Source organism: Paracoccus aurantiacus (assembly GCF_007993065.1).
GTDB lineage: Bacteria > Pseudomonadota > Alphaproteobacteria > Rhodobacterales > Rhodobacteraceae > Paracoccus > Paracoccus aurantiacus.
Genome location: NZ_VOPL01000001.1, coordinates 1021610 through 1046404, shown reverse-complemented (window position 1 = coordinate 1046404; position 24795 = coordinate 1021610). Strand labels below are relative to the sequence as shown.

The following is a 24795-nucleotide window of genomic DNA, read 5'->3' as shown; positions in this document are numbered from 1 at the left end:
TACACGCGTCAGGTGAAAGGTGACGGTATGCGCGTCGATTATCTTGGGCTGGAGGCGTTTGTGGCCATTGCCGAATACGGCTCGTTCCAGCGCGCGGCGCGTGCGCTGAACCTGTCGCAGGCCGCGCTGAGCCATCGCTTGCGCAAGGTCGAGGAGGATCTGGGATTTGCGCTGCTGATCCGCACCAGCCGCGAAGTCTCGCTGACCGCGAACGGGCAGGGCCTGCTTCCGGATGCGCGCAGGCTTCTGAAATCGCTTCAGGAAACATACGAGTCGGCGCGTGCGGGCGCGTCGCGGCAATCTCAGCGTTTCGCGATTGCCTGCGTGCCGACGATCGCCCATTCGGTCTTGCCGGATGTGCTTGGCGCGCTGGCGCGTGACTGGCCGGGAACCGGGTTCAAGGTGCTTGATGTGCCGGTGGCCGGTATTTCGGAAATCGTGCGCGGCGGGCAGGCCGAATTCGGTCTGACAATCGTTTCGGCAGAACTGTCCGATCTGCGCGTCCGCCCGCTTGCGGATGAGGACTATCACCTTTTTCTGCGCCGGGATTCGGCACTTGCCAGAAAGGGTGTCGCGCATCTTTCGGATATAGAGGGCGCGCGGATGGCGCGAATTTCTACGCAGTCCAAGAACCGGCAGTTGCTGGATGTGGCCTTTGGCGATCTGCGCGACAGGCTGCACTGGTTCTATGAAGTGCAGAGCGCGGGTCTCGCGATGCGGCTGGTGGCCGAGGGGATGGCCATGACGATCCTGCCGGCATCGGCAATCGCGATGGCGCCAGCGTCGCTGACGTCGATCCCGTTCGGGGATGTCCGGCTGCAACGCACGATTGGCGTTGTTTCGCGGCGCGGCATCCCGCAATCCGACAATGCCGTCGATCTGCTTGCCCGGATAGAGGCTGCGCTGGTGGCGCGCTTCCGGCCGCATCTCACGCTCGACCCCGACCTTCAGTCCAGACCTCGGGATTAATCATCGCCGAGGGCTGGCCACGCGCATAGGCATTCACGATGTCGAAAATCTCGGCGAACTGGCTGTTCAGTTCCTCTGCGGTAATGAAGCCGATATGGGGCGTCGGAATGACATTGGGGTGAGAGATCAGCGGGTCGTCCGCGCTCTCTACCGGCTCGTCGGCGAAGACATCCAGCGCGGCGCGCCCGACACGTCCCGCCTCAAGCGCGCGCAGGATCGCACCATCTTCGATCAGCCCGGCGCGCGAGGTGTTCACCAGAACCGAGCCCGGCTGCATCGCCATCAGGTCGGCCTGCGTGATCTCGGCCTTTGTGGCGGGAAGCAGGCGCTTGTGGATGCTGACGATATCCGAGGTCGCAAAGAAATCCGCGCGGGTCGCCGGGACAGTCTCTCCATCGGCAATGGCGCGCGCGCGCCCTGCCTCGGATGCCCACCATTGCACCGTCATTCCGAAGGCGCGTGCATAATCGGCGACCTTTCCGGCAATGCCGCCATACCCGTAAAGTCCCAAGACCTTGCCTGCGGCACCGCGCCCGAGTGGCGCACCGCCCTGCCAGTTTCCGGCGCGGGCCGAGGCGATCTGTTCGGGAAAGTAGCGCAGCGCCGAAAGCGCATGCAGGAAGGCGAGTTCTGCCGTTGGGGTCGAAGGGCCGTCCTTCGTCATCTTCGATGCGAAAAGAATGCCCGCGGCGCTGAGGGCCTGAACATCGACATGACCGTGCTGGCCGCGCATGGCGATCAGGCGCGGACCCGTCAGCCGTTCGACCAGCGATGCTGTCACGGGCGTTCGGTCCCGGAACAGAACCACCGCATCCGCGTCTGCCAGCCGCGCGGCAAGAGCTGTTTCGTCGGTAACGCGATCATTCCAGATCGTGACCTGATGGTCGGACAGAAGCGACATGCATGGCAGATCGCGCAGCGTATCATACCAGTCGTCAAGGACATGAACCCTCATAGCAGCGCCTCGATATCGACGGGTCTTTCGGTTCCACAATGCCCGCCCGGATGGGCGCGCCGGATCACAGGCGAGGCGATCTTGTCAGACACCGGGAAGTCCCAGACCGCCGCGCCTCCGGTCCGCGCGAATTTCGCGACCTGCGCCGGAAGGTCGGAAAGATCGGTGATCCGTTCGCCCGCTATCCCGAAGCCGCGCGCAATGGCACCAAGATCGACGCGACCGAAGACCGCACCGTCATCGGGCAGCCCCTCGTCGCGGAGCTTGTGGATCTCGGAGCCATAGGCGCCGTCGTTCAGCGCGCAGATCAGAATATTCATGCCGTGGCGGCGGATCGTCTCCAGTTCCTGCACATGCATCAGAAGCGAACCATCGCCGTCGAACATGACCACCGTGTCGCCGGGCCGCGCGGCCGCAACGCCCATCGCATACGAGATCCCGTTTCCGATGGCGCCGAATTCGCGGATTGTCAGGAAGTGCGAATGAGGACGCTTCATATGCGCAAAGAAGAATGAGCAGTGGCCCGAGGAGTTGACCATCTGCCATTCTGCGGGCAGCGCGGCGTCAAGTTCCGCGACGACATCGCGCGGGTCCAGAAGCCCCGGCTCTGGCGGAAAATCGGCGGTGTCGGGCACCATGTCGGCGATTGCCGCCTTCAGCCTGTCGTTGCGCCAGCCGGGCGACGGGGCGACGGCAAGGTGGAGCGCCTCTGCCGAAAGCTTTGCGTCGCCGCGAAGGTGACTGGTGGCCGGGATCATTCCCTGACTGACGGCACGGGGGGCCAGGTCGATCTGGACGATCTCGGCCCCGGCGAAAAGCTTGCCCTTGTCCAGATTGTGCTGGGTCAGGCGACAGCCAACCGCAAGCACCAGATCGGCTTGCTGGAAAAGCGCGCGGGCAAGGGTGCTGGAAAAGCCGCCTGCCACGCCAAGGGAATAGGGATGACCGTGAAAAAGGCCGCGCGCGGGCAGGGTGGTCGCCAGCAACGCGCCGAGCCTGTCGGCAAGGGCCGCGCAGGCTGGACCCGCCCCGGCAGCAACCGCACCCAGACCGGCCATGACCACGACACGGCGCGCCTGCCCAATCCGCCCCGCCAGATCAGCGATTGCGGCGGGGTTGGCCGGCATCGGTGCAAGCTGCGGCATGATCCTGGTTGACGGCGGGGACTGTTTCAGGGGCGCGTCGAGCATTTGTGCCTGAAGATCGAACGGCACGCCCAGAACGACCGGTCGGCGCTCTTCACGCGCCTGAACAAAGGCGTCGCGGATCTCCTCGGTCATGCGGGGGATGTGATGCAGTCGGCGATAGGCGCTGCCGGTGGCAGTGACGAACGGGGCCTGGTCGATCTCCTGATTATACCACGCCGCCCCAAGGGGGGATTCACCCGCGAAGATCACCAGCGGTATGCCGGCGCGCACGGCGGCGGGCAGTGCCGTCATCACCTGCGTCAGTCCGGGGCCGCAGGTCACCGTCGCGACACCGGTCTGTCCGGTCTTGCGGGCAAAGGCGCTTGCGGCCGCGATGGCGCAATGTTCGTGGCGGACATAGACCATTTCGACGCCGCGCCCTGCAAGCGCAGTGGCCCAGTTCATGTTCGCATCGCCCAGAAGCGCGAAACATGTGCCAACGCCTTCCGCGACGAAGCTGTCGGCAAGGCTTTCATAGACGTGATGTGCCATTGCGGTTGCTCCTTCAAGGCTCCGTCAGGGTCGGCAGTCGGCGGTTCGGTCGCGCAGGCTAGCGCGTGCCGTCCCAGATCGTGGTCGGAACCATCACCTCGCCGCGCGCAATCAATCGTGCGGTCCGCACCAGCCCGGCAGAGCGGATGTCGATCCCGCCCTCTGCCGGGCCGAAATCGACAAGCACCTCGAACGTGCCGCTTGCATGTTCTATGGCGACGGTGACGGGGGCGGGGGTGCCTTCCAGCCCGTCGCTCAACCCGTCGGCGACCGTTCCGGGCAGGATTGCGCAGGCGGCGATGCATTGCGCGCCGGTCACGGCCATGGACGGATGCGTTGACCACGGCATGAAGTAGCGCGCCGTGATCGAGCCGCCATGGGCGGGTTTCGCCAGCAGCGTGATCTTCGGGGCGACGGATTTCGAGACATCGCCAAGGCCCATCAGAGCACCGGCCTTCAGGCGGATCGGCTCTACCTTGTCGAAGAAGGCACGGTTCGCGTCCAGTTCGGACTGCGTTTCATAGCCGGTCAGCCCGAAATCCTCGGCTCGTGCGAACATCACCGGCATCGCGACGTCCATGCAGGTGACCTCGATCCCGTCGATCTCGTCGCGCAGATTGCCGGTCGGCAGCAGCGCGCCCGTGACCGAACCGACCGTTTCCATGAAATCGAGCCTGATGGGCGCGGCGCTGCCCGGCACCCCGGCGATTTCGAAATCGCCTTCATAGGTGACGCGCCCGCCCGGTGTCTGGACAAGCGCATTGACCACCGCGCCCGTGTTCACGGCATGGATGCGAACCTGCGTTTCGCCGTCCTGAGCCGCGACAAGCCCCATCTCGATCGCCGCAGGGCCGACACCGACAAGGATATTGCCGCAGGTCGGGCGGTAATCGACCTCTCTCTTTTCCACTGCGACCTGTGCGAAAAAATAGTCGATGTCGCAATCCTCGCGGGCCGAGCGCGAGAGCATGGCGACTTTCGTCGTCACGGCATTGCCCCCGCCCACGCCGTCTATGTTCAGCGGATGCCCTGCGCCGACCACGGCCATCAGCACGTCCGACAGGGTCGCTTCGTCATCCGGCAGATCGCTTCGGCGGAAATAGGGGCCGCGCGAGGTGCCGCCCCTGATGAAGTGATAGGGTATCGCAGTCTGTGTCATTTGCGTGTCCGTCGGATGATGTCAGGTCAGTGGCCAGGGCAGCTCGTAAAGCGTCTGCAGATAGCCTGGCGGCAGGTCGCGCCCCAGCACCGCGGCAAGCCCGCAAATGAAGGCCAGACCGATGGCGGTGGCCAGCACCGTCCGTTGCCAGTTGAATCGGCCCCGCACGCGGAAGAAGGCCAGCAGGAAGATCAGCAGCGCGATGAACAACCCAAATACGAAGGTCAGCGCAACCAACGCACCGAACCAGACCAGCGTGGACCACAGCCCATGCGGTGCCTCGCCCTCCTCTCCGGTTTCGAGATCGATGAACACATCGTCATCGGCAGGGGCGCGAAGCATCCTCAGCCCCAGAAGCAGCGCACCGGCAAGCGTTACCAGCCCGATGGTCAGCGGGAAGATGCGATCCTGAAAGCGGCTGACGCCCCAGGCATCAATGCAGGACACCGCAAGATAGAGCGTCACCGCGCCAAGGAAGATCGCCGGTGCGGTCTTGGTGCCTGTCGGGGCGTCGATGTTTTCGCGGATGTTCTTTGATGCGCGGATGCCGACGACGACGGATACGACCGTCAGGATCAGCAACCCGATGGTGATCGGGGACAGCAGATAGTCCCAGCCCGCTTCGGCCGATCGGCGGAACCGCGCGCCGGCAATCTGGAACGCCTGATTAACGAAAATTTCAGTCTGGTTCGACAGCACGAAACCGATCAGGAATGCCGGTCTCGAAAAGTCGAAACGGCGCAGCAGGATGCCGAAGATACCGATGCCCACCAATGTCGCCAGATCCAGCGCCGACTGGCGCGACTGGAAGGCAGCAAAGGCAATGATCATGAACAGGTATGGCGCGATGACCGTGAAGCGGATCGTGGTCATGCGGGCGATGTATTTCGACAGCACGATGCACAGACCCGCGCCGATGACGTTCGCGAGCGCCAGCGACCACACGATGGTGTAGGTGATATCAAGGTTGTTGCGCACCATCTGCGGCCCCGGCGTCATGTTCAGAAGCGCCAGCCCGCCGAGAAAGATCGCCATGGACCCGGAACCGGGTATGCCGAAGATCAGCGTCGGTACCAGGCCGCCGCCCTCTTTGGCGTTGTTGGAACTTTCCGGTGCGATCACGCCGCGGATGTCGCCCTTTCCGAATTCGGAACGGTCCTTTGCCGTCTGTACGGCAGAACCATAAGCCAGCCAGTCAACGACCGATCCGCCAAGGCCGGGAATGACGCCGACAAGCACGCCGATGACGGCACAGCGCAGCGACAACCATTTGTTCTGCCACCAGTCCTTGACGCCCTGTGCCCAGCCATCGCCAAGCGAACCGCCTTCCGCGATCGGGCGGTCATGGCGCAGAAGCGAGACGATTTCGGGTATTGCGTAGATGCCCAGACCGACGATGACCAGTTGGAAGCCATCCATCAGGTAGGGCATGTCATAGGTGGACATGCGCAGGCTGCCGCCCGCCGGCGCAGAGCCGATGGTGCCGACCATCACGCCCAGACCTGCCGCGACAATGCCCTTCAGCGGCACGCGCCCGGCAAGGATCGCAACCATCGACAGGCCAAGGATGGTAATCATCAGCATCTCTGGCAGGCCGAAGGCCAGGATCAGCGGCCGCGCGATCAGGATGAAGAAGGTCAGCACGATAGCGCCGAACAACCCCCCGAACAGCGATGAGGCAAAGGCCGCCGACAGCGCGCGTGCCGCGTGCCCCTGTTTGGCCAGCGGAAAGCCGTCCAGCACCGTCGCCTGGCTGGCCGAGGAACCCGGAATGCCCAGCAGGACCGAAGAAAACGTGTCAGAGGTCGGAATAACGGCGATAAGGCCGATCATCAGTGCAAGACCGGCAACCGGGTCCATCCCGTAAAGGAACGGCAGCACCAGCGCGAGGCCCGCAATCCCGCCAAGCCCCGGCAGCACGCCGATCGACAGGCCAAGAAGTACGCCACCCACCAGATACATGATCTGCGTCGGGTGGAAGATCAGCGCGAACGCTGCGCCCAGTTGTGGCAAGGCTTGTGCGAAACTGTCCATCATGACCTCCGCTGAAGATTAAGTTCGTTGCCCCGCCCGGTCGCGGGCGAGGCGCAGGACTGCGCATCGGCGTCAGTCCATCGTGATGCCGTAATCTTCCTTCAGCCAATCCAGCACGTATTGCTTTGCCTCTGGCGTGATCGTCGTCGCCTGCTCGGTCGCCTCGATTGCCGCAGCGCCGGTCATCTGTGGATAGGCGCCCAGAACTTCCTCGGCGCTTTCGGCGAAGCCTTCGGCATTGACCACCTGCTCAATCGCCGCGGTGTAGGCATCGACAACCTCTTGCGGTGCGGAACTCGGCAAGAAGATTGTTTTCTGGTTCGCGAAGCCGGCGACGAAGAAGGCCTTGTAGGCATCCCAGACGACACCCTCGGTCGGGCAGTCTGCGGTCGCCTCGCAGACTTCCTTGAAGCTTGGCAGGTCGGGGAATGTCGGGTCGCGGACGATATTGCCGTCATTATCCAGCGCGCCCCAGGTGAAGATCGGCACGGCCAGACCGTCATCGACAAGCGGCTGAACATTCGCCAGATATGCCGACGAGGTCTGATAGTCGATATTCGCCTCGCCGCGTTCAAACATCAGGCGCCCGTCACCGCGCCCCTCGACGCCGAACACGGGATCGACCGTCATGCCCAGCATCTTGAACGCCAGAAGCGGCACCAGATCCAGCGTCGTGGCCCCCTGGCTGCCGTACAGATAAGCCTCGTCCTTCAGGTCATCCATGTCGCCGTCGAACCGCTCTCCCAGGTCGGGCGGCAGATAGACGACGCCACCCGTGGCCGAAGCGAGGACCGGCTTCCATTCCTTGTATTCATAGCGCACGCGGGGGTCGCCCAGAAGATAGGGGAACTTGGTCGAGCCGGAATCCCCGAAGATCAGCGTGCCGTCGCCCTTGTCCTGCTGGCCCTGAAACCAGTTCGCGCCCTCGGTCGAACCGGCGCCGGGCCGATAGCGGACGACCATAGTGGGCGCGCCGGGCAGCGCCTTCGAGAGCAGTGGCACATAGAAATTCGCCCATTGCGAGGAGCCGCCTGATTCCGAGAATGGAATAACATATTCGACTGTCTTGCCTTCCAGCGACTGCGCACCGGCGGTGGTGCCCATCGCGGCTGCCATGATCGCGGCCAGAGCGGTCGTGTGATGATAGTTCATGAATTCCTCCCTTTGCTGTTCCCTGCCGCTGTCGCCGCAAGGAACGACATCGCTGACGCAACGTCGTCAAGCGGAGGATGTCAGCCGTTCAATTATAAATCAAACGCATTAATCTGAACGTTAAATGAATTTTTCTAATCCTTCTCGGCTTTCTCGCCACGCAGCCCCATTGCCGAAGCAAAGATCGGCGCGCCAAGGATCACCAGCGTCAGGCGGGCAAGGTGATGGACGACGACGAAGCCAAGATCGGCGCCCGCAACGATCGCCAGCACCGCCATTTCCGCCTGCCCGCCCGGTGCGTAGGACAGGAAGCCCTCCACCGGCGACGCAAAGCCGAGCTGGACGACGATCTCCGTCACGGCGAAGGTCAGGAAGGCGAGGATGACCACGAACGCCATTCCCGAAAGAACGAAGCGGCGAAGTTCGTGCAGCGTCACCCCGACATAGCCCACGCCGATGCCCATGCCGATGAAGAACTGCGCGACAAGGATCGCTTCGCGTGGCGGGCGGTGTTCGATCACGCCGGACAGGGACAGGATCGCGGTCAGGATCATGGGTCCAAGAATGGCTGCCCCGAACAGTCCGATCCGTTCGGCGATTTTCCAGCCACCGATCGCCGCGAAGGCCATCAGAAGCAGTTCGCGCACCGGCATTTCGGACGCCGGTGCGCCGATGGGCTGCACCAGCGGGCGGTCGAACAGATAGACAAGCACCGCAGGCACGATAGTCACGATGACAAGCACACGCGTTGCATGGATCAGTGAAAGCGCGCGCACATCGCCCCCGGCCTCTTTCCCGAAAACGACCATGTCCTGAAGACCGCCCGGCATCGCGGCGAAATAGGACGTGGCCAGATCGAACCCGCAGATGCGATGGAAATAAGGGACGCCGATCGCGCCGATCACAAGGATATAGAGCGGAACGAAGGCAACGGAGCCGGCCATCTGCGGAAGCTGATGAATAACCTGCGGTGTGATTGATGCACCGACCGCAACGCCCAGAATGGTCCGCGCGGCCGAGGAAACCGGCGGCACGCCCTGCAACGGTGCCCCGAAAAGCGCGGCCAGCAGGCAAGCGAACATCGGGCCGAACAGAAACGGCAGCGGCAGGCCAAGTCTGGAAAATACGAAGGTGCCCGCTGCGGCCAGCACAAGCGTGCCGAGGCGGCGGCGGGTGAAGATTTTCGATGATCGGGTTATGACTTGACGCATTTGTATCCACTAGTATACCGATGGATGCAGGATGAAAACAGAAAAATCTAAAACCCGTATAGCAGCGCAGCCGGTTCCCGCATTGCATGGTCAGAGCGTTTACGAGCGTCTGTGCGAGGAAATCCGGGCCGGCACGCTGCCGCCCGGCAGTCGCCTGCGAGAGACAGAGATCGCCGACAGGCTGGCCGTCAGCCGCACCCCCGTCCGCGAGGCGATCCGGAGGCTGGAGGCGGAAGGGCTGGTCGATCATCAGCCGCGCAGCGGGGCCGCGGTCCGCAAGCTCGACTATGCAGAGCTGATGGAGCTTTACGAGATGCGCATGGTGATGGAGGGCACGGCGGCGCGTCTGGCCGCGCGCGCGGCATCTCCTGTCGAGCTTGAGGAGTTGCGCGTCATCAATGACGAAATGCGCGCTGCGACCGCAGAGCCCGACCGCGTCATCGCGCTGAACCGGCAATTCCACAAGCTTCTGTTCGACGCCGCGCGCAACCGGTTCCTGTTACGCTCGATGGCGACGGTGGAAAACACGCTGCTTATCCTTGGCGCGTCCAGCATGTCCGTGCCCGAGCGGGCGCGCGAAGCGGTCGACGAACATCAGGATGTGATCGACGCCCTTCTGAATCGCGACGGTGCCGCGGCAGAGGCCGCGATGCGCCGCCATATGGAGCGCGCGCAATATGCGCGGCTGCGCACGCTGCGCAGGGCCGGGGCGGGCGAATGATGAAGCCGTCATCCGATCCGCTACGGTTGCAGTCGCACGAATGGGATATCGTGATTGCGGGCGGCGGAAATGCCGCGCTTTGTGCTGCGATCGAGGGTGCCGAGGCAGGCGCGAAGGTGCTGATCCTGGAAGCCGCGCCCGAGGTCTATCGCGGCGGTAATTCACGGCACACGCGCAATTTCCGCTGCATGCATCACGGACCGCTCGGCCCGCTGGTCGGCACCTATGACGAGGACGAATTCTGGCAGGATCTTCTTCGCGTCACCAAGGGCGAAACCGACGAGGATCTTGCGCGCCACTGCATCCGAATGTCCGCCGAATGCCTGCCCTGGATGCAGGCGCATGGCGTCCGCTTTCAGCCCTCGCTCGCCGGGACGCTGTCGCTGGACCGCACGAATGCTTTTTTCCTTGGGGGTGGCAAGGCGCTTGTGAATGCCTATTACCTGACCGCGCAGGACCTGGGCGTGACCGTCGCCTATGATGCCCAGGTGCGCCATGTCGCAATAGACGGCAAACGCGCCACACATCTGGAAGTCGAAATCGCCGGGCAGCGCATCGACATTGCTGCGAAGGCTTTTGTGCTGGCTGCTGGCGGATTTCAGGCCGATCTGGACTGGCTGGCCCGCGCCTGGGGACCGGCGGCGCGGAATTTCCTGATCCGTGGCACGCCCTATAATCGCGGGGTGGTGCTGAAGGACATGCAGGACCAGGATGCGCAGATGGTGGGCGATCCGACGCAATGTCACGCCGTTGCCATTGACGGGCGGGCGCCGAAATATGACGGCGGTATCGTCACGCGACTGGATTGCGTTCCGTTTTCCATCGTCGTCAACAAGGACGCCAAGCGTTTCTATGACGAGGGCGAGGATGTCTGGCCCAAGCGCTATGCCATCTGGGGCAGGCTGGTGGCTGCCCAACCGGATCAGGTCGCCTATTCGATCATCGACAGCCGGTCGATCGACCTGTTCATGCCTTCGGTCTATCCGCCCGTTGCAGCCGACTCCATTGGGGAACTTGCTGTCAAGCTGGGCCTGCCCGCCGCGGAACTGGCCGAGACCGTCGCAGGTTTCAACGCGGCCTGTCGCCCCGGTCGGTTTCATCCGCAGGAACTGGACGGCGTGGCGACCGAGGGGCTGGAGCCGGCCAAGACGAACTGGGCACGTCCCATCGCCGAGCCGCCCTTCTACGCCTATGCGCTGCGTCCCGGCGTGACCTTCACCTATCTGGGCCTGAAAGTGGACAGAACCGCCCGTGTGTCGGGCCCAGACGGTCCCTACGACAATATCTGGAGCGCGGGCGAGATGATGGCAGGCTCGATCCTCGGTCAGGGCTATATGGCCGGGACCGGCATGACCATCGGCACGGTGTTCGGACGCATCGCGGGGCAGGAGGCCGCAAAGCATGTCGCTTGACGTATCCCTTCAGACCGATCCGGGTGCGATTTCCGACGACCCGGTGATCGAGGCGCGCCGCCAGATCGAAATCTGCAATGCCTGCCGCTATTGCGAGGGCTTCTGCTCGGTCTTTCCGGCAATCACCCGCGACAAGGTTTTCACCGATGGTGACGTCACCCAGCTTGCCAATCTGTGCCACAACTGCCGGGGCTGCTATTATGCCTGCCAGTACACCGCGCCGCACGAATTCGACCTGAATCTGCCTGCCGCTCTGGCAGCCGCCCGCGTCGAAAGCTGGGAGCGTTTTGCATGGCCCGCCGGCCTCGCGCACCTGTTCCAGACGCGGGGCGAAGCGCTTGCGGTGGCACTTGTCGCGGGCTGCGCCTTGCTTTTCGCGCTGATCGCGATGCTGCCGGGCGAAGGCGCGGGCTTTTATGCATGGCTCAGCCACGGCGCGATGGTGGCGATCTTCCTGCCGGCCTTTCTGCTGCCGCTGCTGGCGATCGCGCTCGGGCTGCGGCGCTATTGGCAAGAGGTCGGGGGCCGCCCTGTTGCCGTCGCTGATCTGGTGGCCGCCTTCGGATCGGCGGCGCGGTTGAAAAACCTGTCCGGCGGGCAAGGGCAGGGCTGCAATTTCGAGAAGGAGGATCGTTACAGCGACGCGCGACGCCACGCCCATCACGCGGTCATGTACGGCTTTCTTCTGTGCTTTGCCGCGACCTGTGTCGCCACGATACTGCATTACGGCTTCGCCATGAAGGCGCCATACGGGTTCTGGTCGCTGCCGAAACTGCTGGGTGTACCGGGCGGGGTCCTGCTGGTTCTGGGATGCGCGGGGATGCTGGCGCTCAGGTCGCGGGCCGATCCGGCGCTTGGTGCGCCGGGGCGTTCGTCGGCGGAACGCGCGTTTATCTGGCTTCTGGGATTTGTGGGCCTGACAGGCTTGCTGCTTTACGCGCTGCGTGACACGTGGCTGACCGGCCCGATGCTGGCCTTGCATCTTGGCAGCGTGTTGGCGTTCTTTCTGCTGACGCCCTATTCCAAGATGGCACATGGCTTCTATCGCCTGGCGGCGCTTGTCCGCGAGGCCCAGATCGTCAGGACAAGCGCCGCTGCGGATCGTTCTGAAGCGTGATATTCTTTCAGGTCACTTGACTTCACCCGGCACTGCGGCAACCTTCGCCAATCCCATTTTCCATCCAGGTGCAGACTGCCCGATGACCTCCGGTGACGACCTTGAAAAGACGCGACCGCCTCGCCGGACGCTTCGCACCGAAAGCCCGGCGGAGCTGTTCGCCCAGATCGAGCGCCTGCCCGAACTGGTCAAGCCGCGCCCCCGGCCCGAGGAGGACGGCCTTCAATTCCTGACCCGCCTGCGCGGATCGACGACGCCCGAGGAAGCTGTGACCTACGTTGCCTTCGCGGCGCTGCCGATCTCGGCGGTTGGCTGGGGCTATGAATGCCTGCGTATGATGGCCGAACATCTTGACGGTGCTGAACGGCCGATGATGCACCTGATTTCCGACTGGCTGAACGATCCGACCACATCGCGCCGACATGTCATCATGCGGCAAGCGCTGTGGGCGCCGGTGCGCAATCCCTCAGTGCTGCTCGGTCTGGCAGTGGGTTGGGCGGCTGGCGGGCCGGCGCCGAACGATCCTGAACCGTCACCGCCGCACAAGGCCCCGGTCGCGATCAACAGCGCGGTTCTGTCCTGTCTCGCCCGCACGCAGCTTCGCCAGCGGCCGGTTTTCCTGGCGCGCTTTCTTGACATGGCCGAGGCGCTTTTCCGCGCCTATTGATGTAACATGACCCTCACCCTTCAGATCGAGAATTTCAGCGTCCTTGACGACGGCGGACCGGTGAGCATTGATGTGCCGGAGGCCGGGCTGCAGGTCGGGCGAAGTTCGGGCATGGGTTGGGTGCTGCCCGATGCGAGCCGTCATATTTCGGGGCATCATTTCGACATTTACCATCAGCACGGGACCTGGTGGCTGCATGACCGTTCGACGAACGGAACCTTTCTGCAGGGCCATCGGCACCGGCTTGACGGACCGCACGGCCTTCAGCACGGGGATCGTTTTCAGGTCGGCCAATACATCATCGTCGCCCTGACCGAGACGAAGGCGGCGGGCGGCCGGATGGCACCCGGTTCGCTGCCTGCATATGACGTTGACCGCCCGTCATCGCACTCGCTTGCCGATGACGACCCGTGGGCAGTTCCCGGCGGGTTCGAGCCGATAGATCCCTCGCCGGCAGAGCGCGGCGCGCGGATGGCCGATTTCGCCGATGATTTCGTGGCATTTCCGGCAGCAGGCACGTCCGCAAAGCACGAAACAGGCGATCCGTCCGCCCATGATGCGCGCCCGGAACGCGCCGGGATGCCTGCTGATCCACCTGCGGCCGAGGCTGCGCCGCGACGCGACAGCGCGGGGCGGTCGACGCCGTTCGGCGCGTCACTGCCGCCGGCGCCCTCGCACGCCTTTCCGCAAGCGTCCTCGCAGGCACCATCACCGGTTGCCCCCGCGCCGAAAGACAAGCCCGCAGCGGCGGATGCGGCCTCGGACGCTGCGCCACCGCCCGCGCGCCCGCAGGCAGAACCTGCCGCCTTCCTGCGCGCCTTCTGTCGCGGCGCGGGTCTGCCTGCGGAGCTCGCCGCCGATATTGATGCAGAGGCGTTGGGCGAGGCTCTTGGCACAAGCATGGCGGTGACAACTGCCCGCCTGATGGGTGCGCTGCGCGACCGCGCCGCTGCACGTCATTTCACCCGTGCCGGCGAACGCACCATGCGCGGCGCAAGCGACAACAATCCGCTGAAATTCCTGCCGACGCCCGAGCAGGCGCTTGAGGCTGCGTTCCTGCGACCCCGTGCTGGGTTTCTGACCGGCGCGCGCGTCTATGACGACGCGCTTGGCGATTTGACGCAGCATCAGACGGCCCTGTTCGCGGCGCTTCAGCCGGCGCTTGCCGAATTGATGCAGGATCTTGACCCGAGCCGGATCGAAGCCGAGGCAAAGGGCCGCGCAGGGATTGCCGGTCAGCGCAAATCGCGCGCCTGGGACAGCTATGTCGAACGCTGGGACGCGAAGGCCGCGCATGAAAACGGCATTCTGGACGAATTCATCAGGCTTTTCGCCGATGCCTACCGTGCCGCCCACGGCCATGCCTTGCCGGGAGGCGCGGGTCTTGATACGCGAGAGGCGGGCAGGGAAAGCGGATCAGGCTGAGCGCGCATTTCGTTTTCCGCGCAGTGTTTTTGCGGTTGAGGGAGATTTTTGAATGAAGTTCGATTGGCTCACCGATCCGACCGAAACCCTTCCCCCCTGTGGCCCCGATCTCGAACGTGCCGATGACGATGAGTTTGTCGATTATTATTTCGAGGCGGAAGGACGCCTGCCGGAACGCTATTTCACGCCCGGCCTCGCCGATGATGGCAGCGAGGATCGCATTTTCGATCCCCGATCGGTCAATTTTGCACGCGAAGGCAAGCAGATCGGCGAATTGCTACGGCGTTCGCGCGATTTGCGCCTGACCAGCCTTCTTGCGCGCTTCGCGATCCTTTCCGGCCGCCTTCCCGACTTTGCTGATGCGCTGGAGGCGACGGCGTCGATCCTGCAGGCCTGGCCGGATGAGGCGCATCCGGCGGTAGCAGGCAGCGTTGCCGAACGGCGCGGCGCGATCGAGGCGCTGAACACCCAGCCGACGGTCGTGATGCCGCTGCTGCATCTGCCGCTGCTGCCGACGGGCGATGTGACCCTGCGCCGCCACATGGTCGCGACGGGACGGGCAGATGCGCGGTCTTCGGAAGAAGGGCTGGATGGATCGACCGATGTGCTTGGCCCGCTGCGCAGCGACGCCAATCACAGTCAGCTTGTGCGCGTGCAGGCCGATCTTGGCCGCGCCGCAGGGGCGCTGCATCTGATCGCGCGACTGGCCGCGACGCATCACGCCTCGCCCTTCACGCCGGATCTGGCTGCAGTACGCACGGCGATTTCCGATATGCAGTCGATGATTGCGAAGGCGCGCCCTGATCTGCCTGCCTGGGTCGAAGATGACGCCGACGCAGCCCTGTCGCCCACCGAGGCACAGGCCGATCACGTCCCCGCCGAAGCTGACCCGGCAGCAGAGCCTGCGCCGCAAATGACCCCTACGCCGGTCCGGGCGGCTGATGCGCCCGTGATTGCGGACCGCGCAGCCGCGCTTGCTGCCCTGATCGCTGCCGAAACGTGGCTCGCCCAGAAAGAGCCGTCCTCGCCGTCACTTCTGCTTGTCGCGCAGGCGCGTCTGCTTGTCGGGGTGCCGCTTGTGCAAGCCCTGGAAACGCTGCTGCCTGCCGAAGCGGGGCGGGCGATGCTGAATATCGGCCAGGGCACGCGCTTCGCGCTGCCGATGGAACGGCTGAAAACACTCAGTTCGGCCGCGCCCGAAAGTCAGGAGGCCGAACCGGCTGCGGGCACCACGCCACCAGCGATTGCTGATCGCCGTGCCCTTGCGGCTTGCCTGATCGGCATCGAAGCTTATTATGCAGCCAATGAACCGGCTAGCCCCGTGCCCTTGCTGCTTGTGAAGGCGCGTGACATGCTGACAAAGCGTTTCGACGCCATTGTTGCGGAACTTATTGCGGCACCAGCGCCGCAGGGGGAACAGCAATAGCGTCTTTGGATTGACAGAGTAGTAAAAATTGCGTTCGTTAACGCAGTCTGAAGGACCGAGTATAATGGCATCTGATAAATCGACCGATTTCCTGAAACGTAACCGCCCGCCGCGGGTGAATATTTCCTACGAAGATCCTTACGATTCCGAAAAAATGGTCGAGCTGCCCTTTGTTCTTGGGGTTATGTCCGACCTGTCTGGCAATGCGTCCGAGGTCGAAAAGGCCCCGATGGAAGACCGCGAATTCGTGGATGTGACCGCCGCGACGCTGGACGATTATATGAAGAGCATCGCACCGGGGCTTTCCTTCAATGTCGAAAACAAGGTCGGCGGCGATGGCCGGCTTGGCGTGCAACTGAATTTCGAATCGATGGACGATTTCGACCCTGCTGCGGTGGCAACCCAGATCCCGGCCCTGAAGAAGCTGCTTGAGGCGCGCCAGCATCTTGCGAACCTTCAGCGCTACATGAACTCCAAGCCGAAGGCTCAGGACCAGATCCGCAAGCTTCTGAACGATCCTGAACTGATGGCCGCGCTTGCCGAGCGCGACAAGGACGCCGCGCCCGAGGAGGATAGCTGAGCATGGCACAGGAAAATCAGGCGCAGGTCGCTGGTGGCGCCGCGCTGAACGAGCTTGACGAATTCTCGGATATCCTCAAGCAGACGATCAAGCCACGCACCGAAGTCGCCGCAAAAGAGGTTGATAACGCTGTCGTCGCGCTGGTTCGCGAAGCCCTGGACGATCAGACGCTGATCGCCGAGGACGTGATCGACACGATCGACGCCATGCTTTCGAAGCTGGACCAGAAGCTGAGCGAGCAGATGAACGCCGTGATCCATCACGAGGATTTCCAGAAGCTGGAATCGGCGTGGCGCGGGCTGGCCTACACGGTCAACAATTCGGAAACCGATGCATCGTTGCGCGTGAAGGCGATGAACGTGTCGAAGAAAGAGCTGCAGCAGATGATGCGGCGCTATCCCGGCGCGAAATGGGACAAGTCGCCGCTGAACCAGCGGATCTACGAATCCGAGTTCGGCACATTGGGCGGCAAGCCATTTGGCGCGCTTATCGGTGACTACTATTTCGATCACAGCACTGCCGATGTCGCCCTTCTGCGCGATATGGGCAAAATCGCGGCTGCCGCCCACGCACCTTTCATTTCGGCCGCTGCGCCGGAATTGCTGGGCATGGACAGCTGGAACGAAATGTCCACACCGCCGGATCTGTCGGAAATTTTCGACACGCCCGACTACGCGGCGTGGAACGGTCTGCGCGATTCTGAAAACTCCCGGTATGTCGCACTGACATTGCCGCGGGTTCTGTCGCGTGAACCTTATGGCCAGAATTCGAACTCGGTAGTTGAGGAATTCAACTTCGAGGAAGAAACTGATGGCCATTCCGGCACGCAATACGCGTGGATGAATGCGGCTCATGCGATGGCGGTCAATATAAACCGTGCGCATAAAGAGTTTGGCTGGACAGTGCATATTCGCGGTGTTCAGTCGGGCGGCGAGGTTCTTAACCTGCCGACGCATAACTTCGAAACCGGGGACGGGCTGAAAGACCTGAAATGCCCGACCGAGGTTTCGATAACCGACCGGCGGGAAGCAGAGCTTTCCAAAGCCGGGCTCATCGGTTTGATTCATCGTAAACATACTGACAAGGCTGCGTTTATCGGTGCTCAGACGCTGTATCGCCCGAAGAAATACGTCGACGAACAGGCGACGGCTTCGGACAATATGTCGTCGCGCCTGCCCTATATCTTCGCAGTGTCACGCTTCAGTCACTATTTGAAGTGTATGGTCCGCGACAAGATCGGGCAAAGCCCCGATCGCTTGCAGCTTCAGACACAGTTGCAGAGTTGGGTTAACAAGTATGTTTCTGGTAATCCCGAAAGCGCCAGCGAACGCGAGAAGGCAAAAAAACCTCTTGCAGGTGCGAAGGTGGAAGTGGTGGAAGACGAGGAGAATCCCGGCTATTACATGGGCAAGTTCTACCTTAAGCCGCATTTTCAGCTTGAAGGGATGGACGTCGGGATGTCTCTCGTCTCGAAACTGCCGAAGGGCAAGTGATTGCCCTTTGTTTTAACTGTCTGAAGTGACGCCATATTAGAGGAGTTAGGTTAACATGGCTGTCGATATTTTTCTGAAATTGTCCAACAATATCAAGGGCGAATCGCAGGACTCGACTCATCGTAACGAGATCGACGTTCTGGCCTGGGATTGGGCACTGACCCAGTCGGGCACGACCCATATTGGTTCTGGCGGCGGCGGCGGCAAGGTCAACGTCAAGGATATTACCCTGACCAAATATGTTGATCTGGCATCGAACGATCTTATCAAGCGCTGCACCAACGGCGAGCATATCGAAAATGGCGAGCTGATCGTGCGCAAGTCCGGCGGCAATGCGCCCGTCGAATACTTCCGCATCAAGATGGAAAACATCATGATCACCAGCTATACCACTGGTGGATCGAAAGATGGCCTCGACCGGATTCAGGAAACGCTGACCCTGAACTTCCGCAAGTTCGAAGTCGCATACACCCTGCAGGAAGAATCGGGTGCCGCTGGCGCCGAAACCCTGGCCGGTTGGGATATCGCCGAAAACAAGGAGTGGAACGCCTAAGCGTTTCGCCTTTTCGGAAGGGACGGGGCTGGCGCATTCCGTGCCGGCCCTGTTTCATGTCCGCCGGGAGAATCGTGCCCGATTTTGTGGTGAGTTGATTTGAGGATATCGGCGGAGGACCAGTGCAGCGCTACCGCAAGATTTCCAATGACGATCCGACGCGCAGCGGTTTGCGCGAAATGTCGTTGATGCATGTATTCCGCGCCTCGGCCGCGCGTCGTGACAGCCGTGATCCCGATCACCATTATCAGGACGGAGAGCGGGATCTGACACTGCGCAGCCAGAAGCGCCGCGACGGGACAGACGAGGCTGCCTTGCGCCATAATATCGCGCTGGATGTCGCGAGCCTGATGAACACGATCCGGCTGGACGTCGTCGTCGGCATGGACGAAACGCCCCGCGTTGCTAGATCGGTGGTGAATTTCGGCTTTCAGGACATGGACAGCCTTTGGCGCAACCACCGCACCCCGCAGGATCTCGCCAATGCCATCCGCGAGACACTGATCGCGAATGAACCACGCCTTCGCCCCTCGACGATCGAAATACGGATTGACGAATCCGGTCCTGGGATAGATCAGCGCCTGCAGTTCGAGATTTCGGCCGAAATGATTTCGAACCCGTCCGATATTCCGTTGCAATTCTATGCAGAAGTCGATCCTGCCATCGGCAAGATTGCACTGAAACGCATGCAGGGCGATTCATGAAGAAGTCATTCCGCGACGCCTACGAGCGCGAACTCGATATCCTTTATGAGCGGACGGCAGAGTTCGCGGACGAATATCCGGGCCTAGCTGACCGTCTTGGCGGCTTGCTGCGCGACAATATCGATCCGACCGTCGCGGGCTTGCTGGAAGGCACCGCGTTCATGGCGGCGCGCGTCCAGTTGAAGCTCGACGAGGAGTTCCGCGGCTTCACGACCGAATTGCTTGAACAGATATTTCCCGATGCGCTGGCGCCGGTGCCAAGCTGCATGCTTGTTCAGGCGCAGCATCCCGAAAGCCCGCCACCTGATCTGGGCGTTGCGCGTTACCGCCGCGGCGCAACGATGGAGGCGCCGTTTCGCGATGCCGACAAGCGCATTGTCTGCCGCTTCTCGCTTGCCGCACCGCTGGAGGTCGTGCCGCTGGATATATCCGGGCTGACCTATCACGACAGGACCGGGCCAATCGGCGGTCTTGGGCAGGACCCCGATCAGAACACCCGCGCGGCGTTGCAGATTGACCTTCAACACATCACCGGCAAGCCACTTTCGACCCTGGATTGCGGACGTATCGGTTTCCATCTGACCGCAGATATGGCGCTTGCCTCGGCGCTTTACGAACAGATCCACTGCGGCGTGACGAGAGCGTCCTTGCGTTATCTTGCGCCCAACGGCGATCCGGTTTTTATCCGTCTGCGTCCGGACCAGATCGACCAGATCGGCTTCGAGCAGGACGAATTGCTGTTCGACCGCGACAGTCGCATGTTCGAAGGCTTTGCCATTTTGCGGGATTTTTTCGCATTTCCGCGCAAGTTCATGGGGTTTCGTCTTGTCGGGCTGAACACCGTGCTCAGCCAGATAAAAAGTGCCGAGGCGCAACTGGTGATCGAATTTGACCGCAGCGACGCCGATATTGCGCGTCAGCTTCGTCCGCAGGATGTGCGGCTGAACTGTGCGCCGGCGGTCAATCTGTTCGAAGAACGCTCCAACCAGATCCGCCTGGGCGATCAGCGGCACGAATATGTTGTCACCCCGGATAGCGCACGTCTGACGCAGATCGAGGTTCATCGCATTCTCGATGTGCATGCAAGCTCGGGCACGTCGCAGGACCGGGTCGAGGTGCATCCGCTTTACGCTCTGCCCCCGAATGCGCAGTCGGCGCGCTCGGTCTATTACTATACCGCCCGCCGCAAACCTCGCCGGCTGACCACGACCGAACGGCGCAACGGACTTCGCACCGATTATCGCGGCACCGAGACTTTCATCTCGCTTTACGAACCACCTGTCAGCGAGACGGCGAAGCGCGCGCAGCGTCTGCATGTGCGGACATTGTGTTCCAACCGGCATCTGCCGATGTCGCTGCCATTGGCGCGCAGCGACGACCTGCACATGGATGATGACCAGAAGCTTCGGCTGCGCTGTGTGAACGGCCCGACGCCGCCCCGCGAGGCGATGACCGAGACCGAGGCGCAGGGTCCGCATCGCACGCAGCAGGGCGATGTCTATTGGCGACTGATTTCCTACCTGTCGCTGAACCATTTCGGACTGGACGACCGCTTCGGCCGCGATGGTGCCGCGAGCCTGCGCGAGATACTGTCGCTTTTCGCGGATCTTTCCGACAATATCAGCCAGGCGCAGATAGCCGGTATCACTGAACTGAAAACCCGGCCGGTCACGCGCTCGATCCGCCGACCGGAGGGCTTCTTTCCGGCACGCGGTCTGGAAGTCAGCATCACATTTGATGAAAGCGCCTTCGAAGGCGCGGGTATCGTTCCGCTGGCGGCGGTGCTTGATCGGTTCCTTGCGGAATATGTAAGCATCAACAGCTTTTCGCAGACGGTGACGATCAGCAAGCAGCGCGGTGTCCTGCGACGCTGGCCGCCGCGCACCGGGCGCGGCCCGTTGATATGAGCGGGCAGGGCGGTTTTCTGGCCCTTCTTCGCCGGTTGGAGCGGGAAAGCCCGCACCGGCCCCGGATCGGCCGTTCCGGCCATCTGGCCGAGGAAATTGTCGATCTTGGTCAGGACCCCCGGCTTGAATTCGCGCTGACCGAATTCCTGCATGAAGGGGATCAGTCAGATCAGTCCCATGACAGCCTCGGGCGCATCCGCCTGCGCCCTCAGTTTCTGGGGATGTTCGGCCCTTTCGGCGCGTTGCCGCTGAACAGCACCGAGGAGGTGCAGCGCTGGCAGCACGACGGACAGGACGGATTTGTGCGCTTCGCCGATCTGTTTTCGGCACGCTTCCTGCAGCTTTTTTTCCGGGCGTGGTCTGACAGCCACGCCATCAGCCAGCATGACCGTCCTGACGAGGACCGCTTCGGGCGTTATATCGCGGCCGTTTCGGGGACGGGCAGCCCGGCATTCGTTCATCACGACGACTTCCCCGATATTGCCCGCCTGCCGATGGTTTCGACCTTTGGGGGACGGGTGCGAAGTGCAGTCAGGTTGCGCCAGATGCTGGAATATTATTTCGGCCTCGCGACCGAGATCGAGGAGCATGTCCCCTCCTGGCTGGAATTCGAGCCTGACGAACTCAGCGGGCTCGGGTCGAGCGGCAGTTTGGGCCAGAACACCTATCTGGGAAGCCGCGTACGCTCTGTCAGCGAAAAGATCTGCCTGCATCTCGATTTGCCGGATGCGGAGCGCTACAGCCGTTTTCTGCCCGGTGGTGAGGAACATCGGATGCTGACGAACCTTGTGTTCTGGTATCTGGGCCGCAGCTACGAGGTTGAGCTGGCATTGCGACTGCCCCCATCGAAAATACCTGCGGCGACGCTGGGGAAAACCGTCGCGATCGGTTGGCTGGCAGCGCTCAGCCCGCCGCGCGGTGACGATGACAGCCCGGTCGAAGTCGCCCGCTTTCAGATCGACCCCGAATCCGCACGACCAAAGGGAACCGCATGACTGCTATTACGATTGAAAAATTTGCCGGCAAGATGAACCGCGTGGGCTATGACGCCTTCCTGCAGGCGATGCGTCAGGCGCGCGGGGACGGGAACCGCAATGTCGAACTCAGCCATTGGCTGTTTCATGCGATCTCGAACCAGAATTGCGATATCTCGGTTACGCTGCGCGAACTGAAGCTGGACCGGGGCCGGGTGCTGAAGGATCTGGGTCAGGCGATGGACCGGCTGCAGAAGAACGTGACCGAAACGCCCGGCATTTCCGAACGGCTGTCGGACGCGCTGAACCACGCCTGGACCTACGCGACGCTGTTTTTTGGTGAAACCCAGATCCGCACGGGCCATCTGCTGGTCGCACTGCTGAATGATGCGGCCCTGCGGCGCGAGATCGAGAGCTATTCCGATGTGTTCGAGGAAATCTTTGCCGATCAGATCGGGAAAGAGGCGCGGACGCTGTGGGCGGATTCCGAAGAAGAAGACATGCGCCCGATGGATGGATCGGGCCTTGTCGCGCCCGGATCGGGGCGCGAGGCGGGCGGGGCAACAACCGCGCTTGGCCGATTCTCGGTCGATATGACGGCGCAGGCGGCGGAAGGTAAGATGGACCCGGTTGTCGGGCGCGATGACGAAATCCGCCAGATCGTCGATGTGCTGATGCGCCGCCGCCAGAACAACCCGATCCTGACCGGCGAGGCAGGCGTGGGCAAGACCGCCGTCGTCGAAGGCTTCGCGCAGAAACTGGCCGCGAACGAGGTGCCGCCGACGCTGCAGGGGATGCGGCTGCACATGCTGGATATCGGTGCCATGCAGGCCGGGGCCAGCATGAAGGGCGAATTCGAACAGCGGTTGCGCTCTGTGATTGACGAGGTGCAGGCAAGTGCGACCCCGATCATTCTTTTCATTGATGAAGCACACACGCTGATCGGCGCGGGCGGGGCGGCTGGCACCGGCGATGCCGCGAACCTGCTGAAGCCTGCACTGGCGCGCGGCACGCTTCGCACCATCGGTGCGACGACATGGGCCGAATATCGCAACTATTTCGAAAAAGACCCGGCCCTGACCCGGCGTTTCCAGCCGGTCACGGTCGATGAACCCTCGATCGAAACCGCCTGCTACATGATGCGCGGACTGCTTGGCCCGATGGAGGCGCATCACAAGGTGCGTATCTCGGATGAGGCGGTCGAGGCGGCGGTGAAACTGTCGGCGCGCTATCTGCCTGCGCGGCAATTGCCTGACAAGGCGGTGTCGCTGCTGGATACGGCCTGCGCGCGTGTCGCCGTCAGCCAATCGGCGGTGCCCGCGCGTCTGGCCGACCTGCGAGCGGACATTGCGGCGCTCGATACCGAAATCGCCGCAAAGGAAGCCGAGCGTGAACTGGGTGCCACGGATGAGGCGCGTCTGATCGAGGCGCAGGAAAAGCGCGACAAGCTGAAGGCCGATCTGACCGGTGTCGAGGCCGCTTACGAAAGCGAAAAGGGGCTGGTCGAGGGCATTCTGGACCTGCGCCGTTCCATCGCAGAGGCAGAGGGCGAGGATTTTGACGAAGCCGCTGCCCGCGCTGATCTGACTGCGAAGATGGGCGAGTTGGGCGCAATCCATCCTGACGAGCGTATGATCTGGCCGCATGTGGACGATCAGGCGGTGGCATCGGTCATCAGCGACTGGACCGGCATTCCGGCGGGCCGCATGGTCGCCGATGAATTGCAGGCGGTGTTGGGTCTGGCCGATCACCTGAAGGAACGCGTGATCGGGCAGGATCAGGGTTTGCAGATGATTGCCCGCCGTGTGGAAACCGCGCGCGCCGGCCTGTCCAACCCCGAAAAGCCCATCGGCGTATTCATGCTGTGCGGCCCCTCGGGCGTCGGTAAAACCGAAACCGCGCTGGCGCTGGCGGAATCTCTGTACGGCGGCGAACAGAACGTCATCACCATCAACATGTCCGAGTTTCAGGAAGCTCATTCGGTCAGCCTGCTGAAAGGCGCACCCCCCGGTTATGTCGGCTATGGCGAGGGAGGGCGCCTGACCGAAGCCGTGCGCCGCAAGCCTTATTCTGTGGTGCTGCTTGACGAGATGGAAAAGGCCCACCCGGACGTGCATGAGCTGTTCTTCCAGGTGTTTGACAAGGGCCGGATGGAAGACGGCAATGGCCGGCCGATCAATTTTCGCAATACGCTGATCCTGATGACCTCCAACGTCGGCACTGGCACCATCATGGCGCTTGCCCCCGATGGTGAGATCACCGATCCCGAAACCATGGAGGCCTCGCTGAAGGAAGAACTGCTGGGCACCTTCCCGCCCGCGCTTCTGGGCCGGATCGTCACAATCCCCTATGTGCCGCTGTCGGCAGAGGTTCTGGGAGGGATCACGAGGCTGAAGCTTGGCGCGGTCGCGCGGCGGATGCGCGATTCGCACGGCACCCGGCTGATCTGGGACGACGCGGTGATCGACCATATCGTCAGCCAGTGCCGCGATCCCGACAGCGGCGGGCGGATGATCGACAATATCATCACCAACTCGATCCTGCCGGATTTGTCACGGCAGGTTCTGGCGCGTATGGTTGGCGCAGAGGAAATGTCTGACGTTGTCATTCGGGTCGCGGATGGCGGTTTCGATTACGAGTTTGCAGAGGAAGGTTAA

General features: G+C 62.5%; 20 protein-coding genes. 14 read left to right on the top strand and 6 right to left on the bottom strand.

The features are described from left to right. Positions 1–27: 27 nt before the first annotated feature. Positions 28–969 carry a LysR family transcriptional regulator gene (locus tag FQV27_RS05050; protein ID WP_147096712.1) on the top strand — a complete coding sequence of 314 codons (942 nt, stop codon included), beginning with the start codon at positions 28–30 and terminating at the stop codon, positions 967–969. Here FQV27_RS05050 and FQV27_RS05045 read toward each other — a convergent pair. The 6 genes from FQV27_RS05045 to FQV27_RS05020 form a co-directional block, all read right to left on the bottom strand. Then, complete coding sequence (locus tag FQV27_RS05045) at positions 929–1924, bottom strand: NAD(P)-dependent oxidoreductase (RefSeq protein WP_147096711.1); 996 nt, start codon at positions 1922–1924, stop codon at positions 929–931. The genes FQV27_RS05050 and FQV27_RS05045 overlap by 41 nt on opposite strands. Continuing rightward, positions 1921–3603: a thiamine pyrophosphate-binding protein gene (locus FQV27_RS05040; RefSeq protein ID WP_147096710.1), complete on the bottom strand. Its 1683-nt coding sequence runs from the start codon at positions 3601–3603 to the stop codon at positions 1921–1923. The genes FQV27_RS05045 and FQV27_RS05040 overlap by 4 nt, the downstream gene beginning before the upstream one ends. 58 nt (positions 3604–3661) lie before the next feature. Next, complete coding sequence (locus FQV27_RS05035; protein WP_147096709.1) at positions 3662–4762, bottom strand: 4-oxalomesaconate tautomerase; 1101 nt, start codon at positions 4760–4762, stop codon at positions 3662–3664. A gap of 21 nt (positions 4763–4783) precedes the next feature. Beyond that, a complete protein-coding gene (locus FQV27_RS05030; protein ID WP_147096708.1) occupies positions 4784–6796 on the bottom strand; it encodes a tripartite tricarboxylate transporter permease in 2013 nt (670 codons plus the stop codon). A 72-nt stretch (positions 6797–6868) separates the two neighbouring features. Next, the gene (locus tag FQV27_RS05025; protein ID WP_147096707.1) at positions 6869–7948 is read right to left on the bottom strand and encodes a type 2 periplasmic-binding domain-containing protein; all 1080 of its coding nucleotides are present in this window, start codon (positions 7946–7948) and stop codon (positions 6869–6871) included. A gap of 134 nt (positions 7949–8082) precedes the next feature. Further along, entirely contained in the window at positions 8083–9159 is a 1077-nt protein-coding gene (locus FQV27_RS05020) for an AbrB family transcriptional regulator (protein ID WP_147096706.1), read from the bottom strand. 31 nt (positions 9160–9190) lie between these two features. Here FQV27_RS05020 and FQV27_RS05015 point away from each other — a divergent pair, with 31 nt between their 5' ends. The 13 genes from FQV27_RS05015 to tssH all read left to right on the top strand — a co-directional run bounded on the left by FQV27_RS05015 (position 9191) and on the right by tssH (position 24795). Further along, on the top strand, positions 9191–9880 hold the full coding sequence (locus tag FQV27_RS05015) for a GntR family transcriptional regulator (RefSeq protein ID WP_147096705.1): 690 nt from the start codon (positions 9191–9193) through the stop codon (positions 9878–9880). Next, positions 9877–11292 (top strand): FAD-dependent tricarballylate dehydrogenase TcuA, encoded by a 1416-nt coding sequence (tcuA, locus tag FQV27_RS05010; protein ID WP_281290017.1) that lies wholly within the window; start codon positions 9877–9879, stop codon positions 11290–11292. Before FQV27_RS05015 ends, tcuA begins: the two co-directional genes overlap by 4 nt. After that, a complete protein-coding gene (gene tcuB, locus FQV27_RS05005) occupies positions 11282–12409 on the top strand; it encodes a tricarballylate utilization 4Fe-4S protein TcuB (RefSeq protein WP_147096704.1) in 1128 nt (375 codons plus the stop codon). Before tcuA ends, tcuB begins: the two co-directional genes overlap by 11 nt. Positions 12410–12491: 82 nt before the next feature. After that, a complete protein-coding gene (locus FQV27_RS05000) occupies positions 12492–13076 on the top strand; it encodes a DUF6931 family protein (RefSeq protein WP_246132995.1) in 585 nt (194 codons plus the stop codon). A gap of 6 nt (positions 13077–13082) precedes the next feature. Continuing rightward, on the top strand, positions 13083–14501 hold the full coding sequence (gene tagH, locus FQV27_RS04995; protein ID WP_147096703.1) for a type VI secretion system-associated FHA domain protein TagH: 1419 nt from the start codon (positions 13083–13085) through the stop codon (positions 14499–14501). A gap of 52 nt (positions 14502–14553) precedes the next feature. Further along, on the top strand, positions 14554–15927 hold the full coding sequence (locus tag FQV27_RS04990) for a type VI secretion system ImpA family N-terminal domain-containing protein (RefSeq protein ID WP_147096702.1): 1374 nt from the start codon (positions 14554–14556) through the stop codon (positions 15925–15927). Between the two features lie 64 nt (positions 15928–15991). Next, positions 15992–16507 carry a type VI secretion system contractile sheath small subunit gene (gene tssB / locus FQV27_RS04985; RefSeq protein ID WP_147096701.1) on the top strand — a complete coding sequence of 172 codons (516 nt, stop codon included), beginning with the start codon at positions 15992–15994 and terminating at the stop codon, positions 16505–16507. Between the two features lie 2 nt (positions 16508–16509). Beyond that, the gene (gene tssC, locus FQV27_RS04980; RefSeq protein WP_147096700.1) at positions 16510–18000 is read left to right on the top strand and encodes a type VI secretion system contractile sheath large subunit; all 1491 of its coding nucleotides are present in this window, start codon (positions 16510–16512) and stop codon (positions 17998–18000) included. 55 nt (positions 18001–18055) lie between these two features. Continuing rightward, positions 18056–18553 carry an Hcp family type VI secretion system effector gene (locus FQV27_RS04975; protein ID WP_147096699.1) on the top strand — a complete coding sequence of 166 codons (498 nt, stop codon included), beginning with the start codon at positions 18056–18058 and terminating at the stop codon, positions 18551–18553. A 122-nt stretch (positions 18554–18675) separates the two neighbouring features. After that, positions 18676–19257 (top strand): type VI secretion system baseplate subunit TssE, encoded by a 582-nt coding sequence (tssE, locus tag FQV27_RS04970; RefSeq protein ID WP_147096698.1) that lies wholly within the window; start codon positions 18676–18678, stop codon positions 19255–19257. Further along, positions 19254–21164 carry a type VI secretion system baseplate subunit TssF gene (tssF, locus tag FQV27_RS04965; RefSeq protein WP_147096697.1) on the top strand — a complete coding sequence of 637 codons (1911 nt, stop codon included), beginning with the start codon at positions 19254–19256 and terminating at the stop codon, positions 21162–21164. Before tssE ends, tssF begins: the two co-directional genes overlap by 4 nt. Continuing rightward, on the top strand, positions 21161–22159 hold the full coding sequence (gene tssG / locus FQV27_RS04960) for a type VI secretion system baseplate subunit TssG (protein ID WP_147096696.1): 999 nt from the start codon (positions 21161–21163) through the stop codon (positions 22157–22159). The genes tssF and tssG overlap by 4 nt, the downstream gene beginning before the upstream one ends. Continuing rightward, positions 22156–24795 carry a type VI secretion system ATPase TssH gene (gene tssH / locus FQV27_RS04955; protein ID WP_147096695.1) on the top strand — a complete coding sequence of 880 codons (2640 nt, stop codon included), beginning with the start codon at positions 22156–22158 and terminating at the stop codon, positions 24793–24795. The genes tssG and tssH overlap by 4 nt, the downstream gene beginning before the upstream one ends.

Bases quoted from the DNA above. Each gene is read 5' to 3' on its own strand.
- FQV27_RS05025 (WP_147096707.1), bottom strand. From the start codon at position 7,948: ATGAACTATCATCACACGACCGCTCTGGCCGCGATCATGGCAGCCGCG.
- tssF (WP_147096697.1), top strand. From the start codon at position 19,254: ATGAAGAAGTCATTCCGCGACGCCTACGAGCGCGAACTCGATATCCTT.
- FQV27_RS05000 (WP_246132995.1), top strand. From the start codon at position 12,492: ATGACCTCCGGTGACGACCTTGAAAAGACGCGACCGCCTCGCCGGACG.
- tssB (WP_147096701.1), top strand. From the start codon at position 15,992: ATGGCATCTGATAAATCGACCGATTTCCTGAAACGTAACCGCCCGCCG.
- FQV27_RS05045 (WP_147096711.1), bottom strand. From the start codon at position 1,924: ATGAGGGTTCATGTCCTTGACGACTGGTATGATACGCTGCGCGATCTG.
- FQV27_RS05035 (WP_147096709.1), bottom strand. From the start codon at position 4,762: ATGACACAGACTGCGATACCCTATCACTTCATCAGGGGCGGCACCTCG.
- tagH (WP_147096703.1), top strand. From the start codon at position 13,083: ATGACCCTCACCCTTCAGATCGAGAATTTCAGCGTCCTTGACGACGGC.
- FQV27_RS05050 (WP_147096712.1), top strand. From the start codon at position 28: ATGCGCGTCGATTATCTTGGGCTGGAGGCGTTTGTGGCCATTGCCGAA.
- FQV27_RS05020 (WP_147096706.1), bottom strand. From the start codon at position 9,159: ATGCGTCAAGTCATAACCCGATCATCGAAAATCTTCACCCGCCGCCGC.
- FQV27_RS05015 (WP_147096705.1), top strand. From the start codon at position 9,191: ATGAAAACAGAAAAATCTAAAACCCGTATAGCAGCGCAGCCGGTTCCC.
- FQV27_RS04990 (WP_147096702.1), top strand. From the start codon at position 14,554: ATGAAGTTCGATTGGCTCACCGATCCGACCGAAACCCTTCCCCCCTGT.
- FQV27_RS05040 (WP_147096710.1), bottom strand. From the start codon at position 3,603: ATGGCACATCACGTCTATGAAAGCCTTGCCGACAGCTTCGTCGCGGAA.
- tcuA (WP_281290017.1), top strand. From the start codon at position 9,877: ATGATGAAGCCGTCATCCGATCCGCTACGGTTGCAGTCGCACGAATGG.
- FQV27_RS04975 (WP_147096699.1), top strand. From the start codon at position 18,056: ATGGCTGTCGATATTTTTCTGAAATTGTCCAACAATATCAAGGGCGAA.
- tssC (WP_147096700.1), top strand. From the start codon at position 16,510: ATGGCACAGGAAAATCAGGCGCAGGTCGCTGGTGGCGCCGCGCTGAAC.
- FQV27_RS05030 (WP_147096708.1), bottom strand. From the start codon at position 6,796: ATGGACAGTTTCGCACAAGCCTTGCCACAACTGGGCGCAGCGTTCGCG.
- tssH (WP_147096695.1), top strand. From the start codon at position 22,156: ATGACTGCTATTACGATTGAAAAATTTGCCGGCAAGATGAACCGCGTG.
- tcuB (WP_147096704.1), top strand. From the start codon at position 11,282: ATGTCGCTTGACGTATCCCTTCAGACCGATCCGGGTGCGATTTCCGAC.
- tssG (WP_147096696.1), top strand. From the start codon at position 21,161: ATGAGCGGGCAGGGCGGTTTTCTGGCCCTTCTTCGCCGGTTGGAGCGG.